This window comes from Acidaminococcus fermentans DSM 20731, assembly GCF_000025305.1.
GTDB classification, from domain to species: domain Bacteria; phylum Bacillota; class Negativicutes; order Acidaminococcales; family Acidaminococcaceae; genus Acidaminococcus; species Acidaminococcus fermentans.
Genome location: NC_013740.1, coordinates 1,882,774 through 1,909,436 on the forward strand (window position 1 = coordinate 1,882,774; position 26,663 = coordinate 1,909,436).

Annotated in this window: 28 protein-coding genes; 2 read left to right on the forward strand and 26 right to left on the reverse strand. The window is 58.5% G+C overall.

Features of this window, described 5'->3' with window-relative positions; translation table 11 throughout:
- Position 1 precedes the first annotated feature (1 nt).
- The 18 genes from ACFER_RS08675 to ACFER_RS08760 all read right to left on the reverse strand — a co-directional run bounded on the left by ACFER_RS08675 (position 2) and on the right by ACFER_RS08760 (position 16,986).
- Positions 2-784 (reverse strand): MlaE family ABC transporter permease, encoded by a 783-nt coding sequence (locus tag ACFER_RS08675; protein WP_012939041.1) that lies wholly within the window; start codon positions 782-784, stop codon positions 2-4.
- 159 nt (positions 785-943) lie between these two features.
- Positions 944-2,710, reverse strand: a complete 1,767-nt coding sequence (locus tag ACFER_RS08680; protein ID WP_012939042.1) for a SpoIVB peptidase S55 domain-containing protein — start codon at positions 2,708-2,710, stop codon at positions 944-946.
- Between the two features lie 84 nt (positions 2,711-2,794).
- Positions 2,795-3,100, reverse strand: coding sequence for a biotin/lipoyl attachment domain-containing protein (locus ACFER_RS08685; protein ID WP_012939043.1), 306 nt, complete (start codon positions 3,098-3,100; stop codon positions 2,795-2,797).
- A 255-nt stretch (positions 3,101-3,355) separates the two neighbouring features.
- Positions 3,356-4,789, reverse strand: coding sequence for a phosphodiester glycosidase family protein (locus tag ACFER_RS08690; RefSeq protein ID WP_012939044.1), 1,434 nt, complete (start codon positions 4,787-4,789; stop codon positions 3,356-3,358).
- A 58-nt stretch (positions 4,790-4,847) separates the two neighbouring features.
- Positions 4,848-5,879 (reverse strand): rod shape-determining protein, encoded by a 1,032-nt coding sequence (gene mreB / locus ACFER_RS08695; protein ID WP_012939045.1) that lies wholly within the window; start codon positions 5,877-5,879, stop codon positions 4,848-4,850.
- A gap of 6 nt (positions 5,880-5,885) precedes the next feature.
- On the reverse strand, positions 5,886-7,145 hold the full coding sequence (gene murA, locus ACFER_RS08700; RefSeq protein WP_012939046.1) for a UDP-N-acetylglucosamine 1-carboxyvinyltransferase: 1,260 nt from the start codon (positions 7,143-7,145) through the stop codon (positions 5,886-5,888).
- A gap of 70 nt (positions 7,146-7,215) precedes the next feature.
- Positions 7,216-7,641 carry a 6TM ABC transporter family protein gene (locus tag ACFER_RS08705; RefSeq protein WP_012939047.1) on the reverse strand — a complete coding sequence of 142 codons (426 nt, stop codon included), beginning with the start codon at positions 7,639-7,641 and terminating at the stop codon, positions 7,216-7,218.
- Positions 7,642-7,785: 144 nt separating this feature from the next.
- On the reverse strand, positions 7,786-7,977 hold the full coding sequence (locus ACFER_RS08710; RefSeq protein ID WP_012939048.1) for a hypothetical protein: 192 nt from the start codon (positions 7,975-7,977) through the stop codon (positions 7,786-7,788).
- A 42-nt stretch (positions 7,978-8,019) separates the two neighbouring features.
- Positions 8,020-8,463 carry an ATP synthase F1 subunit epsilon gene (atpC, locus tag ACFER_RS08715; RefSeq protein WP_041666682.1) on the reverse strand — a complete coding sequence of 148 codons (444 nt, stop codon included), beginning with the start codon at positions 8,461-8,463 and terminating at the stop codon, positions 8,020-8,022.
- 2 nt (positions 8,464-8,465) lie between these two features.
- Positions 8,466-9,917 (reverse strand): F0F1 ATP synthase subunit beta, encoded by a 1,452-nt coding sequence (gene atpD / locus ACFER_RS08720; protein WP_345742996.1) that lies wholly within the window; start codon positions 9,915-9,917, stop codon positions 8,466-8,468.
- 38 nt (positions 9,918-9,955) lie between these two features.
- Positions 9,956-10,864: an ATP synthase F1 subunit gamma gene (gene atpG / locus ACFER_RS08725; RefSeq protein WP_012939051.1), complete on the reverse strand. Its 909-nt coding sequence runs from the start codon at positions 10,862-10,864 to the stop codon at positions 9,956-9,958.
- A gap of 15 nt (positions 10,865-10,879) precedes the next feature.
- Positions 10,880-12,736 carry a F0F1 ATP synthase subunit alpha gene (gene atpA / locus ACFER_RS08730; RefSeq protein WP_012939052.1) on the reverse strand — a complete coding sequence of 619 codons (1,857 nt, stop codon included), beginning with the start codon at positions 12,734-12,736 and terminating at the stop codon, positions 10,880-10,882.
- 38 nt (positions 12,737-12,774) lie between these two features.
- Positions 12,775-13,266 carry a F0F1 ATP synthase subunit B gene (gene atpF, locus ACFER_RS08735; protein ID WP_012939053.1) on the reverse strand — a complete coding sequence of 164 codons (492 nt, stop codon included), beginning with the start codon at positions 13,264-13,266 and terminating at the stop codon, positions 12,775-12,777.
- A gap of 53 nt (positions 13,267-13,319) precedes the next feature.
- Positions 13,320-13,577 carry an ATP synthase F0 subunit C gene (atpE, locus tag ACFER_RS08740; RefSeq protein WP_012939054.1) on the reverse strand — a complete coding sequence of 86 codons (258 nt, stop codon included), beginning with the start codon at positions 13,575-13,577 and terminating at the stop codon, positions 13,320-13,322.
- Positions 13,578-13,602: 25 nt separating this feature from the next.
- The gene (gene atpB / locus ACFER_RS08745) at positions 13,603-14,313 is read right to left on the reverse strand and encodes a F0F1 ATP synthase subunit A (RefSeq protein WP_012939055.1); all 711 of its coding nucleotides are present in this window, start codon (positions 14,311-14,313) and stop codon (positions 13,603-13,605) included.
- A 52-nt stretch (positions 14,314-14,365) separates the two neighbouring features.
- Positions 14,366-14,782, reverse strand: a complete 417-nt coding sequence (locus tag ACFER_RS08750) for a hypothetical protein (protein WP_012939056.1) — start codon at positions 14,780-14,782, stop codon at positions 14,366-14,368.
- Between the two features lie 6 nt (positions 14,783-14,788).
- A complete protein-coding gene (gene wecB, locus ACFER_RS08755; RefSeq protein WP_012939057.1) occupies positions 14,789-15,955 on the reverse strand; it encodes a non-hydrolyzing UDP-N-acetylglucosamine 2-epimerase in 1,167 nt (388 codons plus the stop codon).
- 17 nt (positions 15,956-15,972) lie between these two features.
- Positions 15,973-16,986, reverse strand: a complete 1,014-nt coding sequence (locus ACFER_RS08760; protein WP_012939058.1) for a glycosyltransferase family 4 protein — start codon at positions 16,984-16,986, stop codon at positions 15,973-15,975.
- A gap of 234 nt (positions 16,987-17,220) precedes the next feature.
- Here ACFER_RS08760 and ACFER_RS08765 point away from each other — a divergent pair, with 234 nt between their 5' ends.
- A complete protein-coding gene (locus ACFER_RS08765) occupies positions 17,221-17,760 on the forward strand; it encodes a chromate transporter (protein WP_012939059.1) in 540 nt (179 codons plus the stop codon).
- A complete protein-coding gene (locus ACFER_RS08770; RefSeq protein ID WP_012939060.1) occupies positions 17,760-18,332 on the forward strand; it encodes a chromate transporter in 573 nt (190 codons plus the stop codon). The genes ACFER_RS08765 and ACFER_RS08770 overlap by 1 nt, the downstream gene beginning before the upstream one ends.
- Before the next feature lie 21 nt (positions 18,333-18,353).
- Here ACFER_RS08770 and ACFER_RS08775 read toward each other — a convergent pair whose 3' ends face one another.
- Genes ACFER_RS08775 through dnaX form a run of 8 tightly spaced genes read right to left on the reverse strand, consistent with a single transcriptional unit; the run spans position 18,354 to position 26,490 of the window.
- Positions 18,354-19,718, reverse strand: a complete 1,365-nt coding sequence (locus ACFER_RS08775; RefSeq protein ID WP_012939061.1) for an MATE family efflux transporter — start codon at positions 19,716-19,718, stop codon at positions 18,354-18,356.
- A gap of 54 nt (positions 19,719-19,772) precedes the next feature.
- Positions 19,773-21,803, reverse strand: a complete 2,031-nt coding sequence (locus ACFER_RS08780) for an LTA synthase family protein (protein WP_012939062.1) — start codon at positions 21,801-21,803, stop codon at positions 19,773-19,775.
- Positions 21,804-21,814: 11 nt separating this feature from the next.
- Positions 21,815-22,759, reverse strand: coding sequence for a diacylglycerol/lipid kinase family protein (locus ACFER_RS08785; RefSeq protein WP_012939063.1), 945 nt, complete (start codon positions 22,757-22,759; stop codon positions 21,815-21,817).
- A 28-nt stretch (positions 22,760-22,787) separates the two neighbouring features.
- Positions 22,788-23,186: a GtrA family protein gene (locus tag ACFER_RS08790; RefSeq protein WP_012939064.1), complete on the reverse strand. Its 399-nt coding sequence runs from the start codon at positions 23,184-23,186 to the stop codon at positions 22,788-22,790.
- Between the two features lies 1 nt (position 23,187).
- Entirely contained in the window at positions 23,188-23,433 is a 246-nt protein-coding gene (locus tag ACFER_RS08795) for a pro-sigmaK processing inhibitor BofA family protein (RefSeq protein WP_012939065.1), read from the reverse strand.
- A 60-nt stretch (positions 23,434-23,493) separates the two neighbouring features.
- Positions 23,494-24,090 carry a recombination mediator RecR gene (gene recR, locus ACFER_RS08800; RefSeq protein WP_012939066.1) on the reverse strand — a complete coding sequence of 199 codons (597 nt, stop codon included), beginning with the start codon at positions 24,088-24,090 and terminating at the stop codon, positions 23,494-23,496.
- Between the two features lie 15 nt (positions 24,091-24,105).
- Complete coding sequence (locus ACFER_RS08805) at positions 24,106-24,438, reverse strand: YbaB/EbfC family nucleoid-associated protein (protein ID WP_012939067.1); 333 nt, start codon at positions 24,436-24,438, stop codon at positions 24,106-24,108.
- A gap of 36 nt (positions 24,439-24,474) precedes the next feature.
- Positions 24,475-26,490: a DNA polymerase III subunit gamma/tau gene (gene dnaX / locus ACFER_RS08810; RefSeq protein ID WP_012939068.1), complete on the reverse strand. Its 2,016-nt coding sequence runs from the start codon at positions 26,488-26,490 to the stop codon at positions 24,475-24,477.
- Positions 26,491-26,663 lie beyond the last annotated feature (173 nt).

The following is a 26,663-nucleotide window of genomic DNA, read 5'->3' on the forward strand; positions in this document are numbered from 1 at the left end:
CTCAGCCTCCATGGACATACAGGATCACCGACAGGAAATAGTTGGCGATAAAAATCAGGATAATGGACAGCACCACGGATTTGGTGGTGGCCATGCCCACCCCTTCGGCTCCCTGCTGGGCGTTGAGCCCCTTGTGGCAGCCGATGGTGGCGATGATGGCTCCGAACACGGCTCCCTTGATCAGGCCACCGATGATGTCCCAGGGTTCAATGAAGCCCCGGATGCTTTCCAGGAACATGTGGGAACTGATGCCGGCGTAGTTTTCCGCCACGAACCAGCCCCCCACGTCCCCCACCAGGTTGGCGTAGACCACCAGGACGGGCATCATCAGGACAATGGCCAGGAGACGGGGTGTTACCAGGAACCGGATGGGACTGACCGCCATCACCCGCAGGGCATCGATCTGTTCGGTGACCTTCATGGTCCCGATCTCCGCTGCAATGGCCGCCCCGATCCGGCCGGCCACCACCACCCCGGTAAGGATGGGGGACAGTTCCCGGCCCATGGCGATGGCCACGATGCCCCCTACGGAATCCGCGGCGCCGAAGCGGACGAATTCCTTGGCGGTCTGGACGGACATGACCATGCCGGTGCACAGGATGGTCATGCTGACGATGGGCAGGGAATCTGCCCCCAGCCGGGCCATCTGCCGCAGGACTTCCCGCCGGTCCGCCGTCCCGGCCGCCCGGCAGGCCTCCAGGAACAGGTTCACCACACGCCCGGTGCGGGCACACAGATCCACCATTTTCCGGCCGACCCAGCGGCAAATCTCTTGGCATCCCATGGAAACAGCTCCTTTTCCCTTATAGTTATAATGATTATTATACCCTATCCGAATGAAAATTTGTAGAAAAAGGGGGTGTGAAAAATTCACATCCCCTGTCCGTGACCAAAAAGGTGCTGTGAAAAAATGATTTCTCATTTTTTCACAGCACCTTTTTCCTTATCGCTTCTTCACATCCACCACTACATTGCTTTCCCCGGTGATGATGAAATCCATGGGGAATTTCTGTTTGTATTTGCTGCCTTTCAGAAGGCCGGTGATGGCACTGGTCATGCTGCCGGAAGAACTGCCTGCAGCCCGGGCTGCGGCCCGGCGGCTGGGACGGCTGTCCCCGTAGGAAGGCATCAGGTCCACCACCACTTCATTGTTGGCGTCCATGTCATTGAATTCCGTGAGGAAATCCCGGAACTGGCGCTGGGAGGACTGGTACATGGCGCTGTCGTCCTCAGCAGACCCGTCCCCTCCATCCTGTCCCTGGGCAGCATTGCCCCCGTTGCGGCTGTTCCGCTTGGACAGGGCCTTGCTGATCCAGGTAGTGGCATTGCCGCTGCGGACGATCAGGTTCATGGGGCCCGCCGGCTGTTTGTCCGGGATCCTGAAATTGATGGTCCGGGTGATTTCCTCCGCCCGGTAGGGCTTGAAGGTCAGGGTGATGGGCAGGAGGCCTCCCTGTACGGCGGTGGAGGGAGCGGAAGCTCCCACCATTTCCGCCACTTCACAGCCGGAAGTGGTTTCCACGTCCACATTGATGTCCTGGATGGTCACTTTGTCGAACCGGTTGTTCATCAGCATGTCCGTAGCCACGTTCAGTTCCGAATCCGTCAGCTTCCCGATATCGGAAGCGCTGTAGAACATGTTTTCCCTGCGGAGCCGGATGGGCCCTTCCTTCTCTCCCTGGGCCGTGATGGTGAACCGGATCCGGGAAGTACCGGCCCCTTTCCGGTCTTTGGCCATGCTCACCGTATTGTAGGTGACTCCGTCCACCAGGGTGGGCACCAGGTCCTCATCGGTGATCAGCTGGACATTGCTGCTTTTGTGCAGCCCCCGGTCCTTGTCGGTGACGGAGACGTACATGGGAATGATGGGAGCGTTCTCCCCTTCTTTCCCGGCAATGCCGCTGAGCCTGTCCTGGCTGATCCGTCCCAGGGTCTTGCCCAAGGTCCCCACTTTGAAGGCGCTCTGGATGTTGGGCACGGAGGCAAAGATCCAGGCATTGGTCATGAAATAGTTGGAATCCCCGTGCTGGAGGAAGGGGTGCCCGAAGGCCAGGATCCGTCCTTCTTCATCGGTCCAGGTCACGGTACCGATGGCCCCGATGACCATATCCCCCCGGACCAGGGAAACCCCCACGGAACTGCCCGGTTCCAGTTTCACATTGTCCAGGGCTTCCGTGCCCCCGGGCACTGCATAGGAAGTGAGCCCGAAGGGAGACAGTCTTTCATTGAGATGGGCCACCCCGTCGGCGGTGAATCCGCTGACCATCAGCGGTGTGCTCTTGGGCAGGAATACGGAAGGCCGGGGATCGGTTTCGTCAAAGAGCCGGAGCATTTCGCTGATGGGAGTCAGGAAGCAGTAATTGGGGTCGGAAAAGGCCTGGCCGTAGGCCACGGCTCCCGCCAGCCGGCCGTCGATGTACACCGGACTGCCGCTCATGCCCTGGGCGATGCCGCCGCTTTCCTTCAGCAGCGGCCCGGATGCTTTGATCAGGATGTTGTAGCCCCCGGTTTCCGTACCGGTGACCCCCAGGACCTCCACATCGAAGGTTTCGATGTCCGCGCCCCGGATCACCGTCTTTCCGTAGCCTTTCATCCCCGGCTTCAGTTCTTCCACCGCAATGGTGGGAATGGCGGCGCTCACCAGGGACACCATCGCCATCAGGCATCCCAGGGTCAGCACCAGGAGCCGCTTCCACTTCATACGATCCATATTTCCTCCTGTAAAAAAGAGGGTGTGATTGTGTCTTCACACCCTCTGGTTCCTGTCGTTTTGCAAAAGCCCGCTTCCGTCCCCTCAGGGCTGGATGGCGGCCACCACCTGATCCGCGGCAATCTGGCTGCCGGGAGCCACTTCCACGGAAACCACTTTTCCGCTGCAGTTGGCACGGGCTGCCGGAGCCGTCCCGGTCAGGGTCTTCACCGTTACCAGTACAGAGCCTTCCGATACCTGGGTGCCCACAGAAACCACCGTTGCCACCTGGCCGGACAGACTGCTTTTCTGGGGCTGCACCCCTGCCGCCTGGGCCACACCCAGGGCCAGCAATACCATCAGCAAGGCTGCTGCCCATATTTTTCTGTTTTTCAGAATTTTGTGTAACATGATCAGCACCTCTTTTCTTCTGTTTGTTTATTATATACCGAAGGAGAGGGGGGATGCAAGGGGGCTGTTGCCTGTAGGGCAACAGATCTGTCAACGGTCAGCCGTCAACTGTCAACGGCCAAAGGAAGTCAGCAAAGCTGACTTTGAACAATGGCAAACAGGTTCGGCGAACAACAGATTTACCATTTCAAAATCAATTTGCAAAAATTGATTTCCAACGGCAGCTGACTGCTGACCGTTGACCGCTGACAGTTTTTATTTCCTGAACACCCCCAGGGCCACCCGTACCGGCCGCTCGGTTCCGTCGCTGGGGTCGTTCATGATCTTTCCGTTGACCACCATTTCACTGGAGCCGCCGCCGTCGAAATTCATGGCCCGGTCGGCCCCCAGCTGGACGAAATACCGGCCGAACTCGGTCAGGGTCATCCCCACGCTGTCATCAGACCGGCCGTCGGCCACCACCACCAGGACGGTGCCGTCTTTTTTGATGCCCACGCCGGTCCGGGGAGCCCGGCCCAGGGCAATGTCATCGGCGATTTCCTCTTCCTCACTGGTCACCTGGACCCGGCCATCCCGGACCAGCTGGGGACCGGCGGATCCCACGGAAGGTGCGCTGTCGGCTGCGGCATTCCCCAGGGTCTGGGTCACTTTCACCGGATCCCCGGTCCGGAGTCCGTTCAGGAAGGCCGCGGCCGCTCCGTTCCCGGAAAGTACCGTGGTACCAGGGGTCAGGGCCATGCTGCCGGCCCCTTTCCGGATCTCCCGGACCACCCCGCCTGCCAGCCGGACTTCCGTTCCGTAGGCATTGGTATCGGTGGTATCATCATATCCGTCATTGAACAGGATCAGTTCATTGGCCAGCCGCATCCGGTCCACCCCGCCGATGGCAAAGGTTTTCCCGTCCGGCCGGGTGACGGTGCCGCTGTAGGACAGACCGGGCTGGATGGAAGGAGCTCCCGTCCGGGGAATCACCAGACCGGTCCGGGGGGTACTTTCCATGCCCAGCCATTTGTCCTGGATCTTCAGGTTCCCCACCACCCAGATATCGCTGTCGAAATAGGAGGCGTTCACCAGGGCCACGGCACCGGACCGTTTCTGGATCATGGACAGTGTCCCCCGCTGGATGGTCTTTCCGTACCCGGGGATGAAATCCAGCCGGAAATCACTGGAGGGAGCCAGGGTCAGCAGATAGGTCTTCACCCGGCCGGCCCCCAGGTTTACAGTGCTTTCCCGGTAGGTCAGCCCTTTGCCCAGCCACTGGGATTTCCCGGCTTCCGGTCTGGCGGTGCTGCCCCCGGTACTTCCGGACCGGGGAAAATCCACCACCAGCCGCTGGGGATTCTTCAGCAGGAAGATCTTGTAGACAGGCACGGTTTTCCGGAACACCACCACCAGCCGGCTGTTCCTGCCCTGGGGTTCCAGATAAGCTTTCTGGATCCGGGGGTCCCGGAGCCGGACCATTTCCGTCCGTTCCGCTTTCCCCTTCAGGTCGATGATCAACTGGTTCCCGGTCACCCGGGCGGTATAGGACAGGGGGGCATCCAGATTCATCACCACCCTGGCCCGGTTGGGCGTGACCCCTCCCCGGAGGGTGCTGACCCGGGCTGCCTGGGCTGCCGGCAGGGAAGCCGTCAGCAGCATGCCCGCCAGGATAAAACGTGCCATCCATTGTCTGTAACTGTGATTCATGGTTCTCTATCGCGATCCTTTCGTGGAAAAAGGGACTGTTGCATGAGCAACAGCCCCCTTATTTTCCTTCCAAAATTTCCAGCAGTCCCCGGTCTTCCAGGGCCATGGCGGCTCCCCTTGCCACACATTCCCTGGGACTGGCGGCCACTCTTGTCCGCACATGGGTCCCGGCCTGGATGCATTCATCCATCCCTTCCAGCAGTGCCCCTCCCCCGGTAAGGACAATGCCTTCCTCCAGCAGATCCGCTGCCAGTTCCGGCGGTGTTTTTTCCAGCACCCGGTGGATACAGGCCAGGATGTCCGTCAGCGGTTCTTCCAGCCCGGCCACCGTATCCTGGGAGGACAGCCGCAGGCTGGTGGGCAGTCCGGTAATGTTGTCCCGTCCCCGGATGATCTGGGTGCTTCGGCGGCCCCGCCGGCTGACGGTACCGATTTCCAGCTTGATTTCTTCCGCCAGAGGCCGGTCGATCTGGATATTCAGCCGGTCCCGGAGGTGGCGGATCAGACCTTCGTTGAAGGCTTCTCCCCCGATCCGGAGAGAGGCGGCCTGGATGATCCGGCCCATGCTCATGACCGCCGCACTGGTGGTGCCGCTGCCGATGTCCACCACCATCCGTCCCCGGGGTTCCTGGATGGGCAGCCCGGCCCCCAGAGCTGCCGCCAGCGGCCCTTCGATCAGATAGGTCCGGGATGCTCCCGCCAGCATGGCCGCCTCCGTCACCGCCCGCCGTTCCACTCCGGTGACGCCGGTGGGGACGCAGATCATGACCCGGGGCTTGAAGAACAGGTTCTTTCCCACCACCCGGTCCAGGACCGTTTCCAAAAGGCCCACGGAAGCGTCAAAATCGGCAATGACCCCGCTTTCCAGGGGCCATACCACTTCCCATTGTCCCTGGCCGGCCATTTCCCGGGCCCGGGAGCCGATGGCACCGGTTTTCCCTGTGGCAGGATCGATGGCCACCACTGTGGGTTCTTCCAGGACGATGCCCCGGTTCTTCATGAATACCCGGGTGGACGCGGTCCCCAGGTCGATACCCACATCCACCGGATTGAACAGCCGGTCAAACAGGCTTTTTTCCGTGCGCTTCATGGCGCATCAGCCGATCCGCTGGATATCCGCTCCCAGTCCGGTCAGTTTGGCCACCAGGTTTTCGTAGCCCCGATCGATATGGTAGATATCCGTGATTTCCGTAACCCCGTCAGCCACCAGCCCGGCCAGCACCATGGCCGCACCGGCCCGCAGGTCCGTAGCCCGCACCTGGCATCCGTACAGCTTGGGGACCCCTTCCACAATGGCTGCCCGGCCGCCGCTGGTCCGGATATTGGCGCCCATGCGCAGCAGTTCGTCCACATGCATGAAGCGGTTTTCAAACACCGTTTCCAGGACAGAGCTCTGTCCCTTGGCAATGCACATCATGGCCATGACCTGGGCCTGCATATCCGTAGGGAAGCCGGGATAGGGCAGGGTCTTGATGGTAATGGGATGGAGTTCCTGAGGTCCCACCACATGGACGTCGCTGATGCCTTCTTCCACAATGGCACCGGCTTCCCGGAGCTTGGCGATCAGAGGCTTCATGTGTTCACAGAGCACGTTGTCCACCAGGATATCCCCCTGGGTCATGGCTCCGGCCACCATGAAGGTCCCGGCTTCAATCCGGTCCGGGATCACCGTGTGTTCGCCGCCCTTCATGCTTTCCACCCCGTCGATGCGGATGGCCGTAGTGCCGGCCCCTCTCACCTTGCCGCCCATCACATTGATATAGTTGGCCAGGTCCACGATTTCCGGTTCCTGGGCCGCGTTTTCAATGATGGTGGTGCCTTTGGCCATGGAAGCGGCCATCATCAAATTTTCCGTTGCCCCCACGCTGGGGAAATCCAGATAGATGGTGGTGCCCACCAGACCGTGGGGCGCAAAGGCTTCGATATAGCCATGCCCCTGTTCGATGGTGGCCCCCAGGGCTTCGAATCCCTTGAGATGGATATCGATGGGACGGGTCCCGATGGCGCAGCCTCCCGGCAGGGAGATCTTGGCCCGGCCCACCCGCGCCAGCAGAGAGCCCATGACCAGGAAGGAGGCACGCATGGTGCTCACCAGATCATACGGCGCTTCCCAGCCGGTGACCTGCCGGCTATCGATTTTCAGCACATGGGGGGTGGAATGGTCCACCTTCAGCCCCAGACATTCCAGCACTTTGCAGATGGTGCTCACATCTTCCAGTTCCGGAACTTCCAAAATCGTGCTGCCTTCCGTCCCCAGGACAGATGCTGCAATGATGGGCAGCACTGCGTTTTTGGCCCCGCTGACCCGGACTGTTCCCGTCAGCCGATGACCGCCCTTTACCACCAGTTTCTCCACGCCTGATTCCACACCTTTCCTTACTTGAAGGGAAGCCTGGCTCCCCTTGTTGTCTGCCTTCATGGTTTCTCTATTCGCGATGGATGCCCCATTTTCGGGCATGCCGCTGCTGCTGGCTGCTGAGCTGTTCATCCAGCCGCAGCCGCATTTCATGTTTTTCCCGGTAGCGTTCCGCTTTTTCCCGGGCCGTCTTTTCCGGATCGGCCTGGGCTTTCTGCCGCTGCTCCTGTTCCCACTGCTGCTTTTCCCGCTCCGCCTTTTCCCGGCGCTTCCGGGAAGCTTCCCGGGCCCTGGCTTCCAGTTTCTGCCGGGGCGTCAGCTGATGCTGATGCAGGAACTGGGCCCGCCGGATCAGATACAAAGGAACGGCAAGGGGCAGCAGCAGAAACGTCCCCAATACCCAGAGATTTTTGTGCTTCATGCCGATACTGTGGCTGTCCAGGTAAATCACCCAGGTCACCAGACAGCAGAGCACCAAAACAATCATGTTGGACAAACCGTACGGCACCCCCCTTAATGTCTACGGAACTTTCCTTTACTGTCCATTTTTTATAACCAGACTATTATACCATAGAACGTTCTGTTTGCCATAGGGGGAAATGAAAAAAGGGGGCTGCTGCTCACGCAACAGCCCCCTTTCTCAGAAATTCCTCGTATGGGTCCGCAGCCGGTCCGCCAGGATATTGTAATAGACTTCTTTTTCCTGAATGGTCTTTCGCAGTTTGCGGATCTGTTCCTCGTCGGTTGCGGCTTCCAGTCGCTCATTGAGCTCCACCAGTTCCAGCCGCAGCTGCCCCATTTTGCTGGCAGCCATTTTGCTGATAAAGTCCACAGCGGATCCCCCCTCTGTCTGCTGCAATGAACTTTTTCCTGTTTATTCGCTTCCCAGGGGATAAGGGTCCACCTTCCCCACCAGGGCTGCGGTCCGCAGCCGGGCTTCCGCCCGCCGCAGGATCTTTTCCGTATGCTCCACATCGGTGAGAGCATCCGGATGATCCAGTCTGGCCAGAGCTTCGTCCCGGATCTGCTGATATTTGGCCACGTCAATATTTTCCGCTCTCTGGGCTCTGGGGGTCAGGATCACCACCTGGTTGTCCTTGACCTCGGCAAAGCCCCCTTCCACGTAGACCAGAATCACATGGTTGTCCTTATCCTGCAGCTTCAGTGTGCCTTCCCCCAAAACGGCAATCATGGGACCGTGGTTGGCCAGGACGCCAACCCCTCCCGTGACTGTATTCAACAAGACATAGGAAATATCCTCTCTTTTCACCAGAATTTTTTCCGGTGTGAGGACTTCCAGTTTCATTAATCTGGCCATGATCATGCGCCTTTCAGTTTCCGGCCCTTGGCCACCGCTTCATCGATGGACCCCACCATATAGAAGGCGTTTTCCGGCAGGTCGTCGTGTTTGCCTTCCAGGATTTCCTTGAAGCCCCGGATGGTTTCCGCCAGGGGAACGTATTTCCCCGGCTGGCCGGTGAACTGCTGGGCCACGAAGAAGGGCTGGCTCAGGAACCGCTGGACCTTCCGGGCCCGGGATACGGTGAGCTTGTCCTGTTCGTTCAATTCTTCCATCCCCAGGATGGCAATGATATCCTGGAGTTCCTTGTACCGCTGAAGGATTTTCTGGACGCCCCGGGCCACCTGGTAGTGTTCATCTCCGATGACCAGGGGATCCAGGATCCGGCTGGTGGAAGCCAGGGGATCCACTGCCGGATAAATCCCCAGTTCCACGATTTCACGGCTCAGCACCGTGGTGGCATCCAGATGGGCAAAGGTAGCCGCCGGAGCCGGGTCCGTCAGGTCATCGGCCGGTACGTAGACCGCCTGTACGGAAGTGATGGAACCGCTCCGGGTGGAGGTGATCCGCTCTTCCAGCGCCCCCATTTCGTTGGCCAGGGTGGGCTGGTACCCCACGGCGGAAGGCATGCGCCCCAAAAGGGCGGAAACTTCCGACCCGGCCTGGATGAACCGGAAGATGTTGTCGATGAACAGCAGCACATCCTGTCCCCCCACATCCCGGAAATATTCAGCCATGGTAAGCCCGGTCAGGCCTACCCGCATACGGGCTCCCGGGGGTTCGTTCATCTGTCCGTACACCAGAGCCGTCTTGTCGATAACCCCGGATTCCTTCATTTCTCCCCACAGGTCATTCCCTTCCCGGGTCCGTTCCCCGACCCCGGAGAATACGGAATAGCCCCCGTGGTTGGTGGCCACATTGTGGATCAGTTCCATAATCAGCACCGTCTTGCCTACACCGGCGCCGCCGAACAGCCCGATCTTCCCGCCCAGGGAATAGGGAGCGATCAAATCCACCACCTTGATGCCGGTCTCCATGATCTTGGTTTCCGTAGCCTGGTCAGCCAGATCCGGAGCCGGCCGGTGGATGGGCCAGTAATCCGACGCCTGCACCGGCGTGGGATCATCGTCCACCGTTTCCCCCAGTACGTTGAACACCCGTCCCAGGCATCCCTTCCCCACCGGAACGGTGATGGGTTTGCCCGTATCCAGGGCTTCCATGCCCCGGGTCAGCCCATCCGTGGAACTCATGGCCACGGTACGGACCACATCATGGCCGATGTGCTGGACCACTTCCGCAGTCAGATGCACATGGATGTTTTTGGATGCCCGGGCATCGATGACGATTGCATTGTAAATGGCCGGCAGTTCCTTATCCGGGAAACGGATATCCACTACCGGACCCATGACCTGGACCACTCTGCCCACATGCCCTCTGGTTTTGGCAGTAAGATGGGCAACGGCCCTGTCGATTGCTTGTTTCTGGTCTTCCGACACCTTTCGTGCCCCCTTTATTTCAGCGCTTCCGCGCCGCTGACGATTTCATTGATTTCCGTAGTGATGCTGGCCTGCCGCACTTTCTGGTAGTAGACCTGGAGTTTGCCCAGCAGGTTCTGGGCATTGTCCGTAGCCGTGCTCATGGCCGTCATCCGGGACGCCAGCTCGCAGGCCGAACTCTGGATCAGCGCCGTAAAGATCTGGCTGCGCAGATAATATCTGGCCAGGTAGGGCAGCATCTGGGCCGGTTCCGGTTCAAAAACCAGGGTGGGATAATCAGTGGGATCATCCTCTTCCCAGACTTCCTGAGCCTGGACTTCCACCCCTTCCCGGGCCTTGGGCTGGACGGGAAGCAGCTGGACGGTTTTGGGGATCTGGACCATGGCGGACTTGAAATAGGTGAAGATCACATCCACTTCGTCCACTTCTCCATGGATGAACATGGATTCCACCGTATCCGCGATTTCTTCCGCCGCTTCAAAGGTGGGTTTTTCCGAAAATCCGCTCCAGCTTTTGGCGATGTGATAGCCCCAGTGGTTGAGCCCGATCTTCATCTGCTTCCCCACTGCCAGAAGCGGGGAATCTTCCCTGCCCCGGAGCTCCACGCCGGCATATTTCACCACGTTGTTGTTGTAGGGTCCGGCCAGTCCCTTGTCAGAGCCCATGATCACATAGGCGGTCCGGTACACCGGCCGTTTTTCCAGCAGAGGATTGGCCTTCAGGTCCAGATGGGCCATGACGGAAGGGTCGCTGACAGCTTCCTGGAGCAGACTCTTCAGCTTTTCCGCATAGGGGAGACTGGCATCAGCCCGCTGCTGTGCCTGATGCATCCGGGCGGAAGCCACCATCTGCATGGCACCGGTGATCTTGCTGATGCTGCCTACGGTTTTCATATGGGCACGGATGCCGCTGGTATTTGCCATCTGGGATCACCTGCCTTACAGTTTATCTGCGCTGCCGGGCGCAAACATCTTTCCGAAGTCATCCAGAGCTTCATCCAGCTGCTCTTTCAGATCATCGGTGAATTTCTTTTCTTTTTCCAGCCGGGTCAGGATGATGGAACAGTGGTTGTTCAGATACCCCAGCATCTCATGGGCATACCGGGTCACATCCTCCACCGGGATCTCATCCAGGAACCCGTTGTTCACTGCATAGAGGGAAATGACCTCCTGGGCCATGGAAAGGGGCTGGTACTGCCCCTGCTTCAGCATTTCCGTCACCCGGGCACCCCGGTCCAGCTGGGCCTTGGTCTCCCGGTCCAGATCGGAGCCGAACTGGGCAAAAGCGGCCAGTTCCCGGTACTGGGCCAGGGACAGACGCAGGGTCCCTGCCACGCTTTTCATGGCTTTGGTCTGAGCTGCGCCCCCTACACGGGATACGGACAGCCCGGAGTTCAGCGCCGGCCGGACGCCGGAGTTGAACAGATCGGTTTCCAGATAGATCTGGCCATCGGTAATGGAAATCACGTTGGTGGGAATGTACCCGCTCACGTCCCCGGCCTGGGTCTCGATGATGGGCAGGGCAGTCATGGAACCGCCACCGTGCTGCTCATTCCGCCGGCAGGCCCGTTCCAGCAGCCGGGAATGGAGGTAGAACACATCCCCGGGATAAGCTTCCCGTCCGGGGGGACGGCGGAGCAGCAGACTCATGGCCCGGTAGGCCACTGCATGTTTGCTCAGATCGTCATAGACGATCAGCACATCCTTGCCCTGGTCCATAAAATATTCCCCCACCGCAGCTCCGGCATAAGGAGCCAGATACTGCATGGGAGCCGTGTCAGCCGCTGTGGCCGCCACGATCATGGTGTAATCAGCAGCTCCGTACTGTTCGAAAGTATGGGAGAGCCGGGCCACGGAAGAGGCTTTCTGCCCGATGGCCACATAGATGCAAATTACATCCTTCCCCTTCTGGTTCAGGATGGTATCCACCGCAATGGCCGTTTTGCCGGTACCCCGGTCGCCGATGATCAGTTCCCGCTGTCCCCGGCCGATGGGCACCAGGGCATCCACGGCCTTGAGCCCGGTCTGGAGGGGCACATCCACCGGCTGCCGGGCGGCAATGCCGGGAGCCTGATGTTCGATGGGATACCTGGCACAGGTCTTGATGGCCCCTTTTCCGTCCAGGGGCTGGCCCAGAGGATCCACAATCCGTCCCAGCATGGCTTCCCCCACAGGGATTTCCATGATTTCTCCCGTACGGCGCACCAGGTCCCCTTCCTTGATTTCCGTGGCACCGCCCAGAAGGACGATCCCCACTTCATTTTCCCGGAGGTTCTGGACCATGCCGTACACTCCGTCATGGAGGGCCACCAGTTCGCCGCTCATGGCTCCGCCCAGCCCGGTGGCTGTGCAGATGCCGTCGCCGACTTTTTCCACCACGCCGATTTCTTCCAGGTCCACGCCTTCATGGAAGGATTGGACACCCTGAGTCAGGGCCGCGGTGATGTTCCCGGTCTGTTCCAGATCCTGATCACTGAGATGGATTTCCTTCATCAGGGCATCCATCTTTTCCAGCTGCCGCTTCATGGTGGCATCAAAGATATGGTCTCCGTACTGGATGAGCACGCCGCCCACCAGCCGGGCATCCACTTTCTGTTCCTGGAGACGGACAGGCTTGCCGAATTTCTCCGACAAAAGCGCCGTCAGCAGCTCTGTTTCTTCCGGAGCCAGGGGCTGGGCCGTGGTCACCGTCAGAGGCAGAACAGACTCTCCTGCAAAGAGAGCCCGGTCATCCTTCGTTACGGTCAGTCTGTCCAGGATCTGTTTCCACAGAGCTTCCTTGTTTTTACTGTTCATAGATTGCAACTGCCTCCACCGTTCCTCTGCAGGGACGCTTATTTTTTCTGTTCCGCCAGGGTTTCATCCGTGATCCGGGTGATCCGCTTCCGGTCTTCGGCAGAATCCAGTTTTTCCTGGAGCACCCGGCCGGCGATTTCCGTGCTCAGGGCAATGATCTGCTCCCGCACATCCAGCAGGGCTTTCTTCCGTTCCATTTCCACCGTCTGCCGTCCGGAAGCCAGCAGTTCTTCCCGTTCCTTCTGGGCATTGGCCAGGGCTTCGTCGTGGAGCTGCTGGGCCATGGCATTGGCTTTGGACACAATGTCATTGGCTTCTTTTTTGGCGTTTTTCAGCTGATTCACATATTCCTGCTTCAGGGCTTCCGCCTCTTTCCGGGCATGGTCCGCCTGGTCCATATCCTTGACGATCTTGGTCCGGCGGTCATCCATGGCCTTCAGCAGCGGCTTGTAGGCAAATTTGGCCAGCACCCAGAGCAGAATGATGAAGTTCACCACCTGGGCGATCAGTGTATAGTTGATACTTACCATTCCCCATCACTTCCTTTCTTCCGATCTTCCAAAGGGGGTTCCTGCCGCATCTCTTATTTGACAAAGGGATTGGCGAACACCAGCACAATGGCAATAACGGAAGCGATGATGGGGATGGATTCCACCAGACCGATGGCAATCAGCATGTTCACCTGGAAGCTGCCAGCCTGTTCCGGCTGGCGGGCCATGCATTCCAGGGCCTTGGAAGCCACAGTGGAGTCCCCTCTGGTGGCTGCCAGAGAAGCACCTACGCCAATTAAGGCAGCTCCCAGCACGGAAGCGATGATGATCAGGGTATTGTTGTCTATCATTTTATACATCCTTTCTTTTGCCAGATTAATGATGATTGGAATGGACCTGTTTGAAAATCGGCGCCAGGGCAATCACGGTAAGCATGGTAAAGATGAAAGCCTGAAGAAAACCGATGATCAGGCTGAAGCCGATCCACAGGTTGGGTACCACCCAGGGCACCAGCATGTACAGTACTGCCAGCAGGATTTCCCCTGCCAGGATATTCCCGAAAAGACGCAGGGCCATGGTCAGAGGCTTGGCCAGCTCTTCGATGATGTTCAGGGGCAGCATCAGGGCAAAGGGAGAAACCAGATGCTTGAAATAACTGGGTCCCTGCTGGAGGATCCCGATGATATAGGTGGCAACGGCCACGGTAATGGAAAGCCCCAGTGCCACGTTGATGTCATTGGTGGGAGAAGATAGATGCACCCCGATGGAAGGCATCAGCCCCAGCTCGTTCCCCACAAAGATGTACAGAAACAGGGTCAGGACAAAGGGTGTGGCCACCCGCCGGCCTTCCACCCCCAGGTTGGCATCCATGAGTTTTTCCAGCCATTCCACAATCATTTCCACCAGATTCTGGATTCCATAGGGAATCTCCTGGACCCGCCGGGTGGCCGCAAAGACAATGGCCGCCACGATCACCATGGTCAGCCAGGACATATAGATGGTCTGCATGTTCAGGGCAACCCCCGGCAGCACCTCTGTGGTTCCATAGTGAATGACTTCCGAACCTGCAGCTTCTGCAATTCCCATAGACTATCACTTCCTTTGCATGATTTTTCTTTTTACGGGAAACTTTGATGATTCAAAGTTTCCGGCATCCAGGCCGGCTTTTGGCCAGCTGAATGATCAACCCGATATTCAGGACCAGGAAACCGGCCAGTACCAGCACGGACTGCCATTTTTCCCGCAGGGCCAGTACCGTAAGGCCCAACAGGACGGCAATCCGCAGTAACATCATCCGGTGCATGGAAAGCGCAGCCTGGGCCGGCGGCTTCCCCATGCCCCGATGGACACCCCAGAGAAACAGGGCCGTATCCATAAGGCCGGACGCCGTACCCAGAAGGGCCCCCGGCAGATGTCCTCCCCCCAGGAGGACCCCCGCCAGGAACAGCAGCCCCAGGGCCAGCTGTCTCAGGAACACCTGCCGGAGCTGCCGTCCCAGACGCTGGAACAGGCTTTCCGGTTCCCGGTCCCCGGCTGCTCCCTTCCGGTTTTCCATGGTCTTTTACTTGTCCTGTCCCCCGTGGAATTCCGGCATCAGTTCCACCGGATATCCATGGGTGTGGAGCAGATAGGTGACGATCCGTTTGGCAGCCTGGCCGTCCCCATAGGGATTCACCGCTTCCGCCATGGACCGGTAGTATTTTTCGTCGTTCAGCAGCCGGCTGGTGGCCGCATACACATCTTCCTTGCCGGTGCCGATCAGTTTCACCGTGCCGGCAGTAACGGCTTCCGGCCGTTCCGTGGTGTTCCGCAGCACCAGCACCGGTTTCCCCAGGGCCGGAGCTTCTTCCTGGATACCGCCGGAATCCGTCAGGACAATGTCCACCCGGGCCATGAGGTTGGCAAAGGGTTCATAGTCCATGGGTTCCAGCAGATGGACCCGTTCCATTTTGCCCAGCACCGCTTCCGCCACTTCCCGCACCTTGGGGTTCTTGTGCATGGGGAAAATGGCTTCCGCATCCGGATTGTCCTTCAGGACTTCCTTCAGAGCCTGGTAAACATGGCGCATGGGCGCCCCCAGGTTCTCCCGGCGGTGGGTGGTCATCAGGATCAGTTTGTGGTCGGACCGGATGGCCTCCTCCAGTTTGGGGTTGTGGAAATCAAAGGAATCCTTCACCGTGGCCTGGAGGGCATCGATGACTGTATTGCCGGTGACGTAGATATCGTCTTCTTTGATGTTTTCCTTCAGCAGATTGGCCTTGGCATTGGCCGTAGGCGCAAAATGATGGTCGGTGATGGCCGCCGTCAGCTTCCGGTTCATTTCCTCCGGGAAGGGAGAATATTTGTTGCCGGTCCGCAGGCCCGCTTCCACATGGCCCACCGGAATCTGCTTGTAGAAGGAGGCCAGGGCCCCCACAAAAGTGGTGGTGGTATCCCCATGGACCAGCACCAGATCCGGCTGTGCCTGTTCCAGTACTTCCTTCAGACCCATCAGGGCACGGCTGGTCACATCATACAGGGTCTGACCGGCGGTCATGATGTTCAAATCATAATCCGGTTTGATCTGGAACAGTTCCAGCACCTGGTCCAGCATTTCCCGATGCTGAGCTGTTACGGCCACAATGGGTTCCAGCATGTCCGGGTACTTTTTCATTTCCAGTACCAGCGGACACATTTTGATGGCTTCCGGCCGGGTCCCAAAAATCGTCATGACTTTCAATTTTTTCATATTCCTTCGCCCCTATTTCATGATCTATCCTGTAAAATCCCGATTTTCCTTGCGCCAATGAAAATCACCGCCAGCAGGAATACCAGCAGTGCAATGGCATAGATCCCCTCCATTTCCGTCAGGAGCACTGCCGTAAGACAGAGTCCTGCACTGATCAGATACATGAAAATCACAGCCTGCCGCTGGCTGAAGCCCATGGCCAGCAGGCGGTGATGGATATGTCCCTTGTCCGGACTGAAAATGGGCCGTCCGTTCCGGTAGCGGCGGACAATGGCAAAAGCCGTGTCCATAATGGGCAGCCCCAGCGCAATGGCCGGCACCAGGAGCGCAATGGTGGCCGCACTCTTCACCGCTCCGAAAATGGAAATGGCAGCCAGCATATAGCCCAGGAACAGGCTCCCGGTATCCCCCATGAAAATGGTGGCCGGGTTGAAATTGTACCGGATGAAGCCGATGATGCCCCCGGCCAGTGCCGCGGTCAGTACTGCCACCGGATACAGCCCCTGCTGAAGAGCCACCATGATGACAGTCACGGAAGCAATGGCGGATACACCGGCAGCCAGACCGTCCAGACCGTCGATCAGGTTCACCACGTTGGTGAAGCTGACGATCCAGAACACCGTAAAAGGAATGGACAGGTAGTTCAGATAGAAATACCCGCCCCAGGGATTGTTCAGCCATTCGATCCGGACCCCGAAGCACACCGGGACCAGAGCAGCCACGATCTGGCCCACCAGCTTGACCTTGGCGGCCAGCTGGAACATGTCATCCAGTATACCCACAATGGCAATGACCGTTCCTCCCAGCAGGATTCCCACCACGTCCCGTGTCAGTTCCATGGTGGTGACGGCGGCGGCCATAAAACCGATGTAGATGGCCAGCCCGCCCATCCGGGGCATGATCCGGTGATGCACCTTTCGGGCGTTGGGCCGGTCCACCGCGCCGATGCGGAATGCCAGTTTCTTGACAAAAGGAGTCAGGACCCAACTGATGATCAGCGAAATGCTCAATGCCAGTAAATACGTTTTCACAAAACAAGCCTTTCTGCGGATATCCCGCCTGGGGAAGAAACCTTCCCTCTCCAGAATTTTATACCCATGCACTTTTACTCATACAAAGTAATTATAGTACAGTTTTGGAAAATCTACAATTTGTTCCCCTTGTTTCCTTTGTGACATTTTCGTCTTTTTTCTTCTTTCTGTTTTTTTCTTTTGGTTTACACTCCCGGATTCCCATGTTACACTGATGACATCGGAGGTGTTTCCATGAATGAACTGATCCAGCTGTTTACGGTATTTGCCCGGATCGGGGCAGTTACCTTTGGGGGCGGCTACGCCATGCTCCCCATCCTCCAGGCCGAAGTGGTGGAAAAATACCACTGGGCCAGTGAGGAAGAACTGGCGGACTATTATGCGGTGGGCCAGTGCACACCCGGCGTCATTGCGGTGAACACGGCCACCTTCATCGGCATGAAGCGGAAAGGGGTGCCCGGCGGGATCATCGCCACCCTGGGGGTGGTGTTCCCTTCCCTGGTAATCATCACCGTGATCGCCGCCTGCCTGTCCAATTTTGCCCAGCTCCAGGTGGTCAAGGATGCCTTTGCCGGAATCCGGGTCTGTGTCTGTGTGCTGATCTTCAATGCCATCCGGAAACTGGCCAAAGGAGCCCTGGTGGACAAGCTGACCATCGGCCTGTTCCTGCTGGTTATGGGCATCAATCTGTTTTCCAGTCTCTCCCCTGCCTGGCTGGTGGTCCTGGCCGGCGTAGTGGGTCTCCTGGCAAAGAAAGCGGGAGGTGAACTGTAGTGGGACTCTTCCTCCAGTTGTTTACGGAATTCTTCAAGATCGGCCTGTTCGCCATCGGGGGCGGCATGGCCACCATCCCCTTCCTGGCCAAACTGGCCATCGCCACCGGATGGTTCACGGAAACGGACCTGCTGAACATGATTGCCATATCCGAATCCACCCCCGGTCCCATCGGGGTCAACAGTGCCACTGCCGTAGGCTATCACATTGCCGGGTTCCCCGGTGCGTTGGATGCCACCCTGGGGCTGATTACGCCGTCCGTCATCATTATCATCATCGTATCCCAGTTCCTGAAAAAATTCGGGGACAGCAAATACGTCAAGGCCGTGATGTACGGACTCCGGGCCGCTTCCGCCGGCCTGATCGCTGCAGCCGGACTCATGGTGGCCCGAGTGACCCTGCTCCACCCGGAAGCCTGGAAAACCGGGAACCTGGCCGGGCTCCCCAATGTCCGTTCCATTCTCCTGGCCCTGGTGCTGGTGTTCCTCACAGGAAAATACAAAAAAATCCACCCCATCGCCTTCCTGGCCGCTTCGGCCGTGGTGGGCGTAGTGTTCGGGTTTGCGGGATAAGAAAAAAGAGAGACTGCCATCTCAGACAGTCTCTCTTTTTTTCCGTTCCATATACCGCAGCCGCAGGCTCAGGAAAGCAGCAGAGAAGAAGATTCCCGTAATAAGCCCCAGCCAGTACCCGTCCGGTCCCTTGTGGAGGCCGTGATCCAGGAACAGGCCGAAGGGCAGGGCAATGCCCCAGTAGGCCGCCAGAGCGGAATAGAAGGTGGCTTTTACGTCCTTGTAGCCCCGGAGCACGCCCTGGATGGGAGCTGCCGTACTGTCGAAAAACTGGAAGGCCACCGCAAAGGTCAGGAAGTGCATAATGGGTTCCATCAGGTTGGGGTCTTCCGTATACAGCCGGGCAATCAGTCCCCGGCCCAGGAACAGGACGCAGCCGAAAAAGGCCCCGATCAGGATGTTGGACAGCCGGCCCGTATCCGCATAGGCCTTGGCCTGGACAAAATCCCGGGCTCCCACATAGGCCCCCACAATGATGGTCAGGGACAGGGAAAAGCTCAGGGGCACCATGTACAGCATATTGCAGAAACTCATGGCCGCCTGGTTGGCCGCCACGGCAATGGTGCCGAACCGGGACACCAGCAGGCATTCCACCCCGAAGAAACTGGTTTCCAGGAAAATGGCCAGCCCCATGGGGATGCCGATTCGCAAATGCTCCCGGACATGGGAAAAGGAAAAGCCGGAAATCCGGAACACGTGGAAATCCCGGAACACCTTCAGCCGCAGTACCAGCAGGGAAAAGGAAAGGCACAGCAGCCAGCAGGTGATGGCCGTCCCCACCCCGGCTCCCGGTCCCCCCAGGGCCGGGGCTCCCAGTTTGCCGAAGATGAAGATGTAGTTCATGGCGGCATTCACCGGCATGGTCAGCAGAAACAGCCGCATGGTCACCTGGGTGTAGCCCAGGGTATCCACAAAGGACCGGAGAATACTGGCACAGAACAGGGGCAGGATACCCCAGGCCACAAAGCCCAGGTACCGGAAGGCCACCGTACGGACTTCCGGTGCCAGGCTCATGGTATCCAGGATCCGGGGCAGCAGCTGGGATCCGGCCCCGATCACCGTCAGGGCCAGGGCACAGGCCAGGGCCAGACCGCTGACCACCGCTCCGGAGATTTTGTGATATTCCCGGGCACCCCGGTAATTGGCCACAATGGGGGTCAGTGCCTGGAGGATGCCATTGAGCCCGGTGAACACCGGCATCCACACATTGGTACCGATGGCCACCCCGGCCAGCTGGACCGTACCGGCATGGCCGCTCATCACCGTATCGAACAGGCTCATGCCGGTAATGCACAGCTGGGTAATCAGGATGGGGATCATGACCCCCAGGATTTTCTTCAGACGGGAACGGAAAGTGCCGGTTCCCGCAAGCGTCGTTTCACTCAACCAATCAGCTCCTTTAAAACCAAGGACTGCTGCCTGGGCAGCAGTCCTCCCTCCTTACTTCATAAACTCAATATGCCGTTTCACATAGCCGTACATGATGTAATTGGCCAGGGCATCTTTTTCTTCCGTATCCGGGGTCTCTTCATCCAGGGTGGCCACGAAATTCCGGTCCGCGGAATAATAGTAGGCCTTGCCCCCGAAGTATCCCAGGGCATAGGGATGAGGTACCGGCTGGAGCAGGTCCCGTCCCAGGAATTCCTGGGGAACCGGCTGGCCCAGCAGGGTCAGCAGGGTGGGTGCCATATCCTGCTGGCTGGCGTACATGGATTCGTCCAGATCCGCCAGAGGCGCCAGGTTTTTGGAAATGAAAATCACCGGAATGGGCGCCACACTCTGTTTGTCCTGGGGATTGGTCACCAGGGTCTTGTATTCCCCGCCGGAATGGGGGTTGTGATCCGAAGTGACGATGAACAGGGTCCGGTCATCCATCAGGCCCTGTCGGGATGCCTCTTCAAAGAAGTGCTGGATGGTCTTGTCCACCCAGTACATGCCGCAGACGGTGGCGGTCCCGTTGTCCCGGACATCCTCCGGCATCTCCGCATAGGTGTAGCCGTAATAAGGATAGGGCTGGTGCATATCCAGGGTCTTGCACACTAGGAACAATTTCTTGTCCCGGTTCTCCGCCAGGGTCTTCAGGGCCGCATCGTACATCACGTCGTTGTGGAAGCCCCAGCCGCTGGCCCCCTTGTATCCCATGTTCCCCAGGTCTTCCTTGGCCAGATAATGTTCCATGCCGAACTGGGCGGGATACTCCCGGTATTCGTTGGCATAGTACCGGCTGGAAGCATTGATGAAATAGCCTTCGAAGCCGGCCTGCTGGAGGATCCGGAACAGGGACGGCTGCCGCTCGCCCGGCAGGTCCTTGTCATAGACCAGCTGGGACCGGAAGGTGGCATTGAGGCCCTGGGTGGTGGGTACGGCAGAAGAATAGTAATGATCGATCCGGGGATACTTCTTCACCAGGGAATCCAGGTAAGGCGTGGCATCCGCCGGGATGCTGGGATTGTAATGATGGAGATAATCCCTGTGGACACTTTCCAGGATCAGCATCACCACCCGGTCGTAAGCCGGCTGCTTCCGGGGTACGATTTTCTGTTTGGGCAGGATTCCCAGTTCTTCCAGAGCAGCCTTGTCCTTGTCCGACAAGGTCCGTTCCTGATATTTCCAGGGATCATGGACCACCTTGTCGGTTTTGAAGAAAGCTTTGTGGAAGAAGTTCACATTGATGGGATAGGCCACCATGGCCCGGGTGGGCTTCCGGCTTTTTTCCATATCCACTTCGATATCCAGCCCGCTCACACTGTCCGCCGCATGATAGGTCCCTTCTGCCAGCAGCACATAAGAGCCGTTGAGCCCCAGGGCGAACAGCACCACGCACAAAAGGGACCAGGGCAGGTTGGGTTTGTGGCGCCGGGGATGGACTACCCGGAACAGAGGGATGAACAGCAGCATCACGGCGGCCAGCAGCCCCAGCTGCCAGTTCTCCGTGGTGCTCAGGATCCCTTTGGCCGCATAGATGTTCAGATTGTCAAAGAGCACGCTTTCCACATGCATGGAGGTGTTCCAGAAGTAGATCCCGTCTCCCAGGATCAGGAGGCAGGTCACATAATAGGCCAGGAAGTACAGCCCCTTCATCACCCGGTTGGGCCAGTGATGATAGCACATGGCCGCCAGAAGCACCAGGACGATGTTGTTGAACAGCCCGGCCAGTACGGAAAGGACCGTCATGAACCCCGGATCCAGCTCCAGGTAGCTGACCATGAACAGGGCATCGGCCAGATACAGGGTCCCCACCACCACCACGGGGAAATACCGTTTCACCCGGTCACGGATCCGCCGGCGCTGGGCGTACAGGAACAGTGCCACCCAGGACAGGAGTAGATCCCGGAAAAAATAGTTCAGGGTATGATACCAGAATTCCGCCCAGGGAAAGGGCACGATTTCTTTCAAAAAATTCCAGCGGTAACCGGCTTCCGCCAGAAAACTCAGGAGTACGAAGACTCCGTACAGGATTTTCTTTTTCACAGTACAGCCTCTCACGAAATGAATTCCAGGGGTTTGGGCAGCAGGGCAATGGAAAGGGGTGAAGTGACCACCGCGTCTCCGTCCAGTTCAGCGGCGAATTTGCTTACATTGCAGCGGATATCCACCTGCTGGGCGGGATAGATCTCCACACTTTTGTCCAGGGTCAGCATATCCGCCGCAATCAGGGCCGTATACCGGAGAAAGTCCACGCAGCGTCCCTTGGTAAAAAGGCAGACGTGCATGGTGGGGTTGGACAGGGATCCCCCGTTCACCAGGGAGAACCGTCCGGCATAGTACCGGCTTTTGGTGACGATGACGGAGCTGGCCTGGTGCCATACCCCATCCCCGTTGATCATGACCTGAAAGCGGTATTTCCAGTTGTGGAGCAGCATCTCGTTGCCCAGCACCCGTCCGCTCTGACGCACATAAGCCAGGGTGGACAGATATTTTTTCTCTTTGGGCGTCACCTGCTGGACCACCATGGAATCCACGCCGATGCCGGCCACGGTCAGGAAGATCCGATCGTTGGCTCTCCCCAGGCACACCGGGGTGGTGACCCCTTTGGACACCCGGTACATCCAGTTGTGCACATCGGTTTTCTGCATCAGTTCCTTGGCCACCAGGTTCACCGTCCCGGCCGGATAAATGCTCACATAGGGCCAGTAGTCCTGGTCCACGCATTCTTCCACCAGAGCCCGGAGAGTCCCGTCCCCGCCGGCCACGATCACCCACTGGATCTTTTCGGCGCAGATTTTCTTTCCCACCGCCTGGGTTTCAGCAAAGGTCCCCACTTTCACATACTGGAACCGTTCCGCTCCGTACATCCGCATCAGCTGCCGGGCAATGCTTTCCACATTGCTGTGGATCCCGCTGAAAAAAGTCTGTTTCCCGGAGTTGTGGTTGTGGACCAGGAGGACCCGCTCAAATCCTTCAATATCGACTTTATGACGAAGCATGGTATCTCCACCTATTCCTTTTCTTTCTTCAGTCTGAATATATCCATTTCTTCCTTGAAAAATAATTCCAGACGGTCACCAGGGCCGAGGCCCCCACCTTGGACCCCATCACCGGCAGACCCAGGCTGCCCACGAAAAGACGCATGAGCAGCACGTTGTACACCAGGCCCAGGGTGGACACCAGGAGCACCAGGGAAAATTCCTTGCCCCGGCTGTACCGGACCCCGCTGGTGAACACCCAGATATTGGTGGCAATATAGTGGCATACCGTGGAGCATAGATAGGCCACCGCCGTGGCCAGGAGATAGTTCCATCCCCAGCGGCTGTTGAACAGATAGACCAGCCCCCACTCAAACAAAGCAGCCGTGCCCCCAATGCAAAGATAACAGAGGACACGGATCTTTTCGCTTTTGGATTTCTGCAGCATCTCAGTGCCCCATCAGCTGGACCAGCAGGATGAAGATCACTCCGGGAATGCCGAAGAATCCGGCCACCAGGGCCGTTGCAAAATGGATGGGGATGGTGACTCCGAAGATCCCTCCCAGCATATTGAACAGCCACAGCAGCACCACCCCGCAGATCCCATTCCACAGAAGCTTCAGGGACAGGGAGAACATATTGATGATCAGGAACAGGACAACCAGGGCCGCCCCGCCTGCAATCCAGATTTCCATTTATCTTGACCGCCTTTCCAGCACATGCCATCACCAGGACCGGGTCCCGGCCGGGCCATTTCAGATTTCCCGCCGGTTTTCCAAGGCCTTGTACAGAGTCAGTTCATCGGCATACTCCAGGTCGCCGCCCACCGGCAGACCATGGGCGATCCGGCTGACTTTGATTCCCGTGGGACGGATCAGTCCGGCCAGATAATTGGCCGTGGCTTCCCCTTCCACATCAGAATTGGTGGCGATGATCACTTCTTTGACCGTCCCTTTCTGGAGACGGAGCAGCAGTTCCCGGATCTTCAGCTGATCCGGCCCCACCCCGTCCAGGGGAGAGAGGACCCCATGGAGCACATGATACAGACCCTGGTAGCCCCGGGTCCGTTCCATGGCCGCCACATCCTGGGGCTGTTCCACCACACACACCAGGCTCCGGTCCCTTTTTTCGTCCTGGCAGATTTCACACAGTTCCCCTTCGCACAGATCGAAACACTGCCGGCAGAGATGGACATGATCCTTCACATCCAGGAGAGCCCGGGCCAGTTCCTCCACATCTTCCCGCTTCATGTCCAGCACATGGTAGGCCAGACGCAGGGCCGACTTGGAACCAATGCCCGGCAGACGCCGCAGCTGTTCGTGGAGCCGGGCCAGGGGTTTTACCATCCGCATGACCGGAACCGTTCCTTAAAACATCCCCGGCAGCTTCAGTCCGCCAGTCACTTTGCCCAGTTCCTTTTCCGTCATCTCGTCCACTTTCTTCATGGCATCATTGACGGCGGTGACGATCAGGTCCTGGAGCATTTCCACGTCTTCCGGATCCACTGCATCCGGAGACAGGGTCAGGCTCACCAGATTCTTGTTGCCGTTGACCACGGCCTTGACGGCTTCCCCGCCGGCCGTACCTTCCACTTCCCGTTCCTTCAGTTCATCCTGGAGACGGGTCATTTCACTCTGCATTTTCTGTACTTTCTTCAGCATGCCCTGCATGCCGTTCATTGCCATTCCACCTTTGAACATTTGGTTTCCTCCTAGTTTCCCCGCAGGGACTGTTTTTTATTCTTTATAAACTTCACCGCCAAAGACCTGCATGGCTTTTTTCACACCCTCGGGGAGTTCTCCCCTTGCTGCAGGCTTAGGAGCGGGACTTGCTGACTGGACGGACGGCGGCACTTCCGGATCAGGTTCCGGGAAGTCCTCTTCCGTCGGCGGTTCCGGAGGCAGAGGGATCTCTTCCTCCGGAGGGGGCGGCGGCTCCGGCAGCGGATCCGGCTGAGGCACCGGTTCAGGCGCCGCCGGGGCAGGCGCTGCCGCCGCATCCGTCTTTTTCCCCTGGGGCCGGTGCAGGGAGATTTCCCCTTCCTGCTGGACCACCCGGAGCCGGATGGACTGCCCCACCGCACCTTTCAGGATATCCTGGATCAGGTTCCGGAAAGCCGGCTCCTCCATCTTTTCCTTTCCATAGGCGGAGCTCACCCCCAGGAGCAGTTCCTGGTCCTGATAATCCGCCGCCCGGGCCATTTCCGCATACACCAGGAAGGTCCGCTTCCGACGCTGTTTCAGGCCCTGGAGCACCAGCTGCCACAGCTGCTGGGCCTGGGCCCGCCCGCTGCCGTCAAACTGGGGTTCTCCTTCCGGAGCAGCCGCCGGGCCCGCTTCCGGACGGGCCTCCGGCAACGGTGCAGGTGCAGGTACGGGTGCAGGTTCTGCCGGAGCCGGTGCAGGGGGTTCCTGGCTGATTTCCTGCCGGGCAGCCGCTGCCATCCGGGCAAAAGCATCCCGGACCGTTCCCCCGGTAGGGGGAGCGGAAGGTCCAGGGGTAGCCGGCACCGGTCCCTGCGGCACCGGCCGGGAAGCCGAAACCGCCTGGACTGCCGCCGGAGCAGCCGGCACCGCCGTCACAAAGGTTGGAGCGGTTCCATTGCCCTGCCGGAGGGCGGCCACCTGCTGTTCCAGACTGTCGATCCGGGCCAGGAGCGCCGCTTCCGTATTTCCCCGATTTTCGCACAGATCAAAAAGACAAAGTTCCCCCACGATTTTTTTCCGCAGGGAATATTTGCTTTCCCGGATGGCCTCATGGATCCGTTCCACACTGGCCACAATCTGGCTGGACGTGAACAGGGACGCCGTTTCTGCCAGGGCTTCCCGGGTATCGGTCAGGTAGATTTCCTGGTATTCCCGGTCCGCCTGATACAGCAGCAGCGCCCGGAAATATTCCAGCAGCTCCGCCAGGATCTGCTCCATTTCCTTGCCCTGTTCCAGCAGCTGGCCCAGGGCATCCAGGGCCCCGGAAAGATTTTTCTGGCCGATCCGGGTCACCAGTTCCCGGAGCTTTTCCCGGCCCACCAGGCCCAGGACCTGTCGGACCGTTTCCGCCGTCACCGGACTGGCCATGACACTGCACTGGTCCAGCAGGCTCAGGGCATCCCGGAGCCCCCCGTCCGCCTGGATGGCCATGAGACGCAAAGCTTCCGGTTCCGCCTGGATATGGCTGCCTTTGGCCACCTTCTCCAGGTGTTCCGCGATTTCATCCACCGTGGCCCGGCGGAAATCGAACCGCTGACACCGGGACAGGATGGTGTTCAGGATTTTCTGGGGTTCCGTGGTGGCCAGGATGAACACCACATGTTCCGGCGGTTCCTCCAGGGTTTTCAGCAGCGCATTGAAGGCGTCGGTGGTGATCATGTGGACTTCGTCGATGATGTACACCTTGTAGCGGCAGGAAGTGGGAGCAAAATACACCTGCTCCCGGAGTTTCCGGATTTCATCGATGCCCCGGTTGGACGCGGCGTCGATTTCCACCACATCCCCGCAGGTCCCCTCCGTGATTTCCCGGCAGTTGCTGCACTGATTGCAAGGATGGGCTGTGGGCCCCTTTTCACAGTTCAGGGCCTTGGCCAGGATCCGGGCCGTACTGGTCTTCCCGGTACCCCGGGGACCGGCAAACAGATAGGCATGGGAAATTCGCCCGGTTTCCAGGGCGTTGGTCAGAGCTTTCTTGATGGGCGCCTGCCCCACCAGATCGTCAAAATCCTGGGGGCGCCAGGTCCGGTACAGTGCTACGTATGCCATCGTTCCCATCCTTTCTGCAGTGCTTCTTTGCTATTATACCTTTTTTCCATGGACGCTTTCAACTGGATTCTTCTCTTTTTCAAAAAATCTCTTGACAAGGGCAGGGAAATCCGATATACTAAATCTCGCAGTTGTCGTTACGGCACTGAAAACTGAATAGCTGTCTGTCAGCA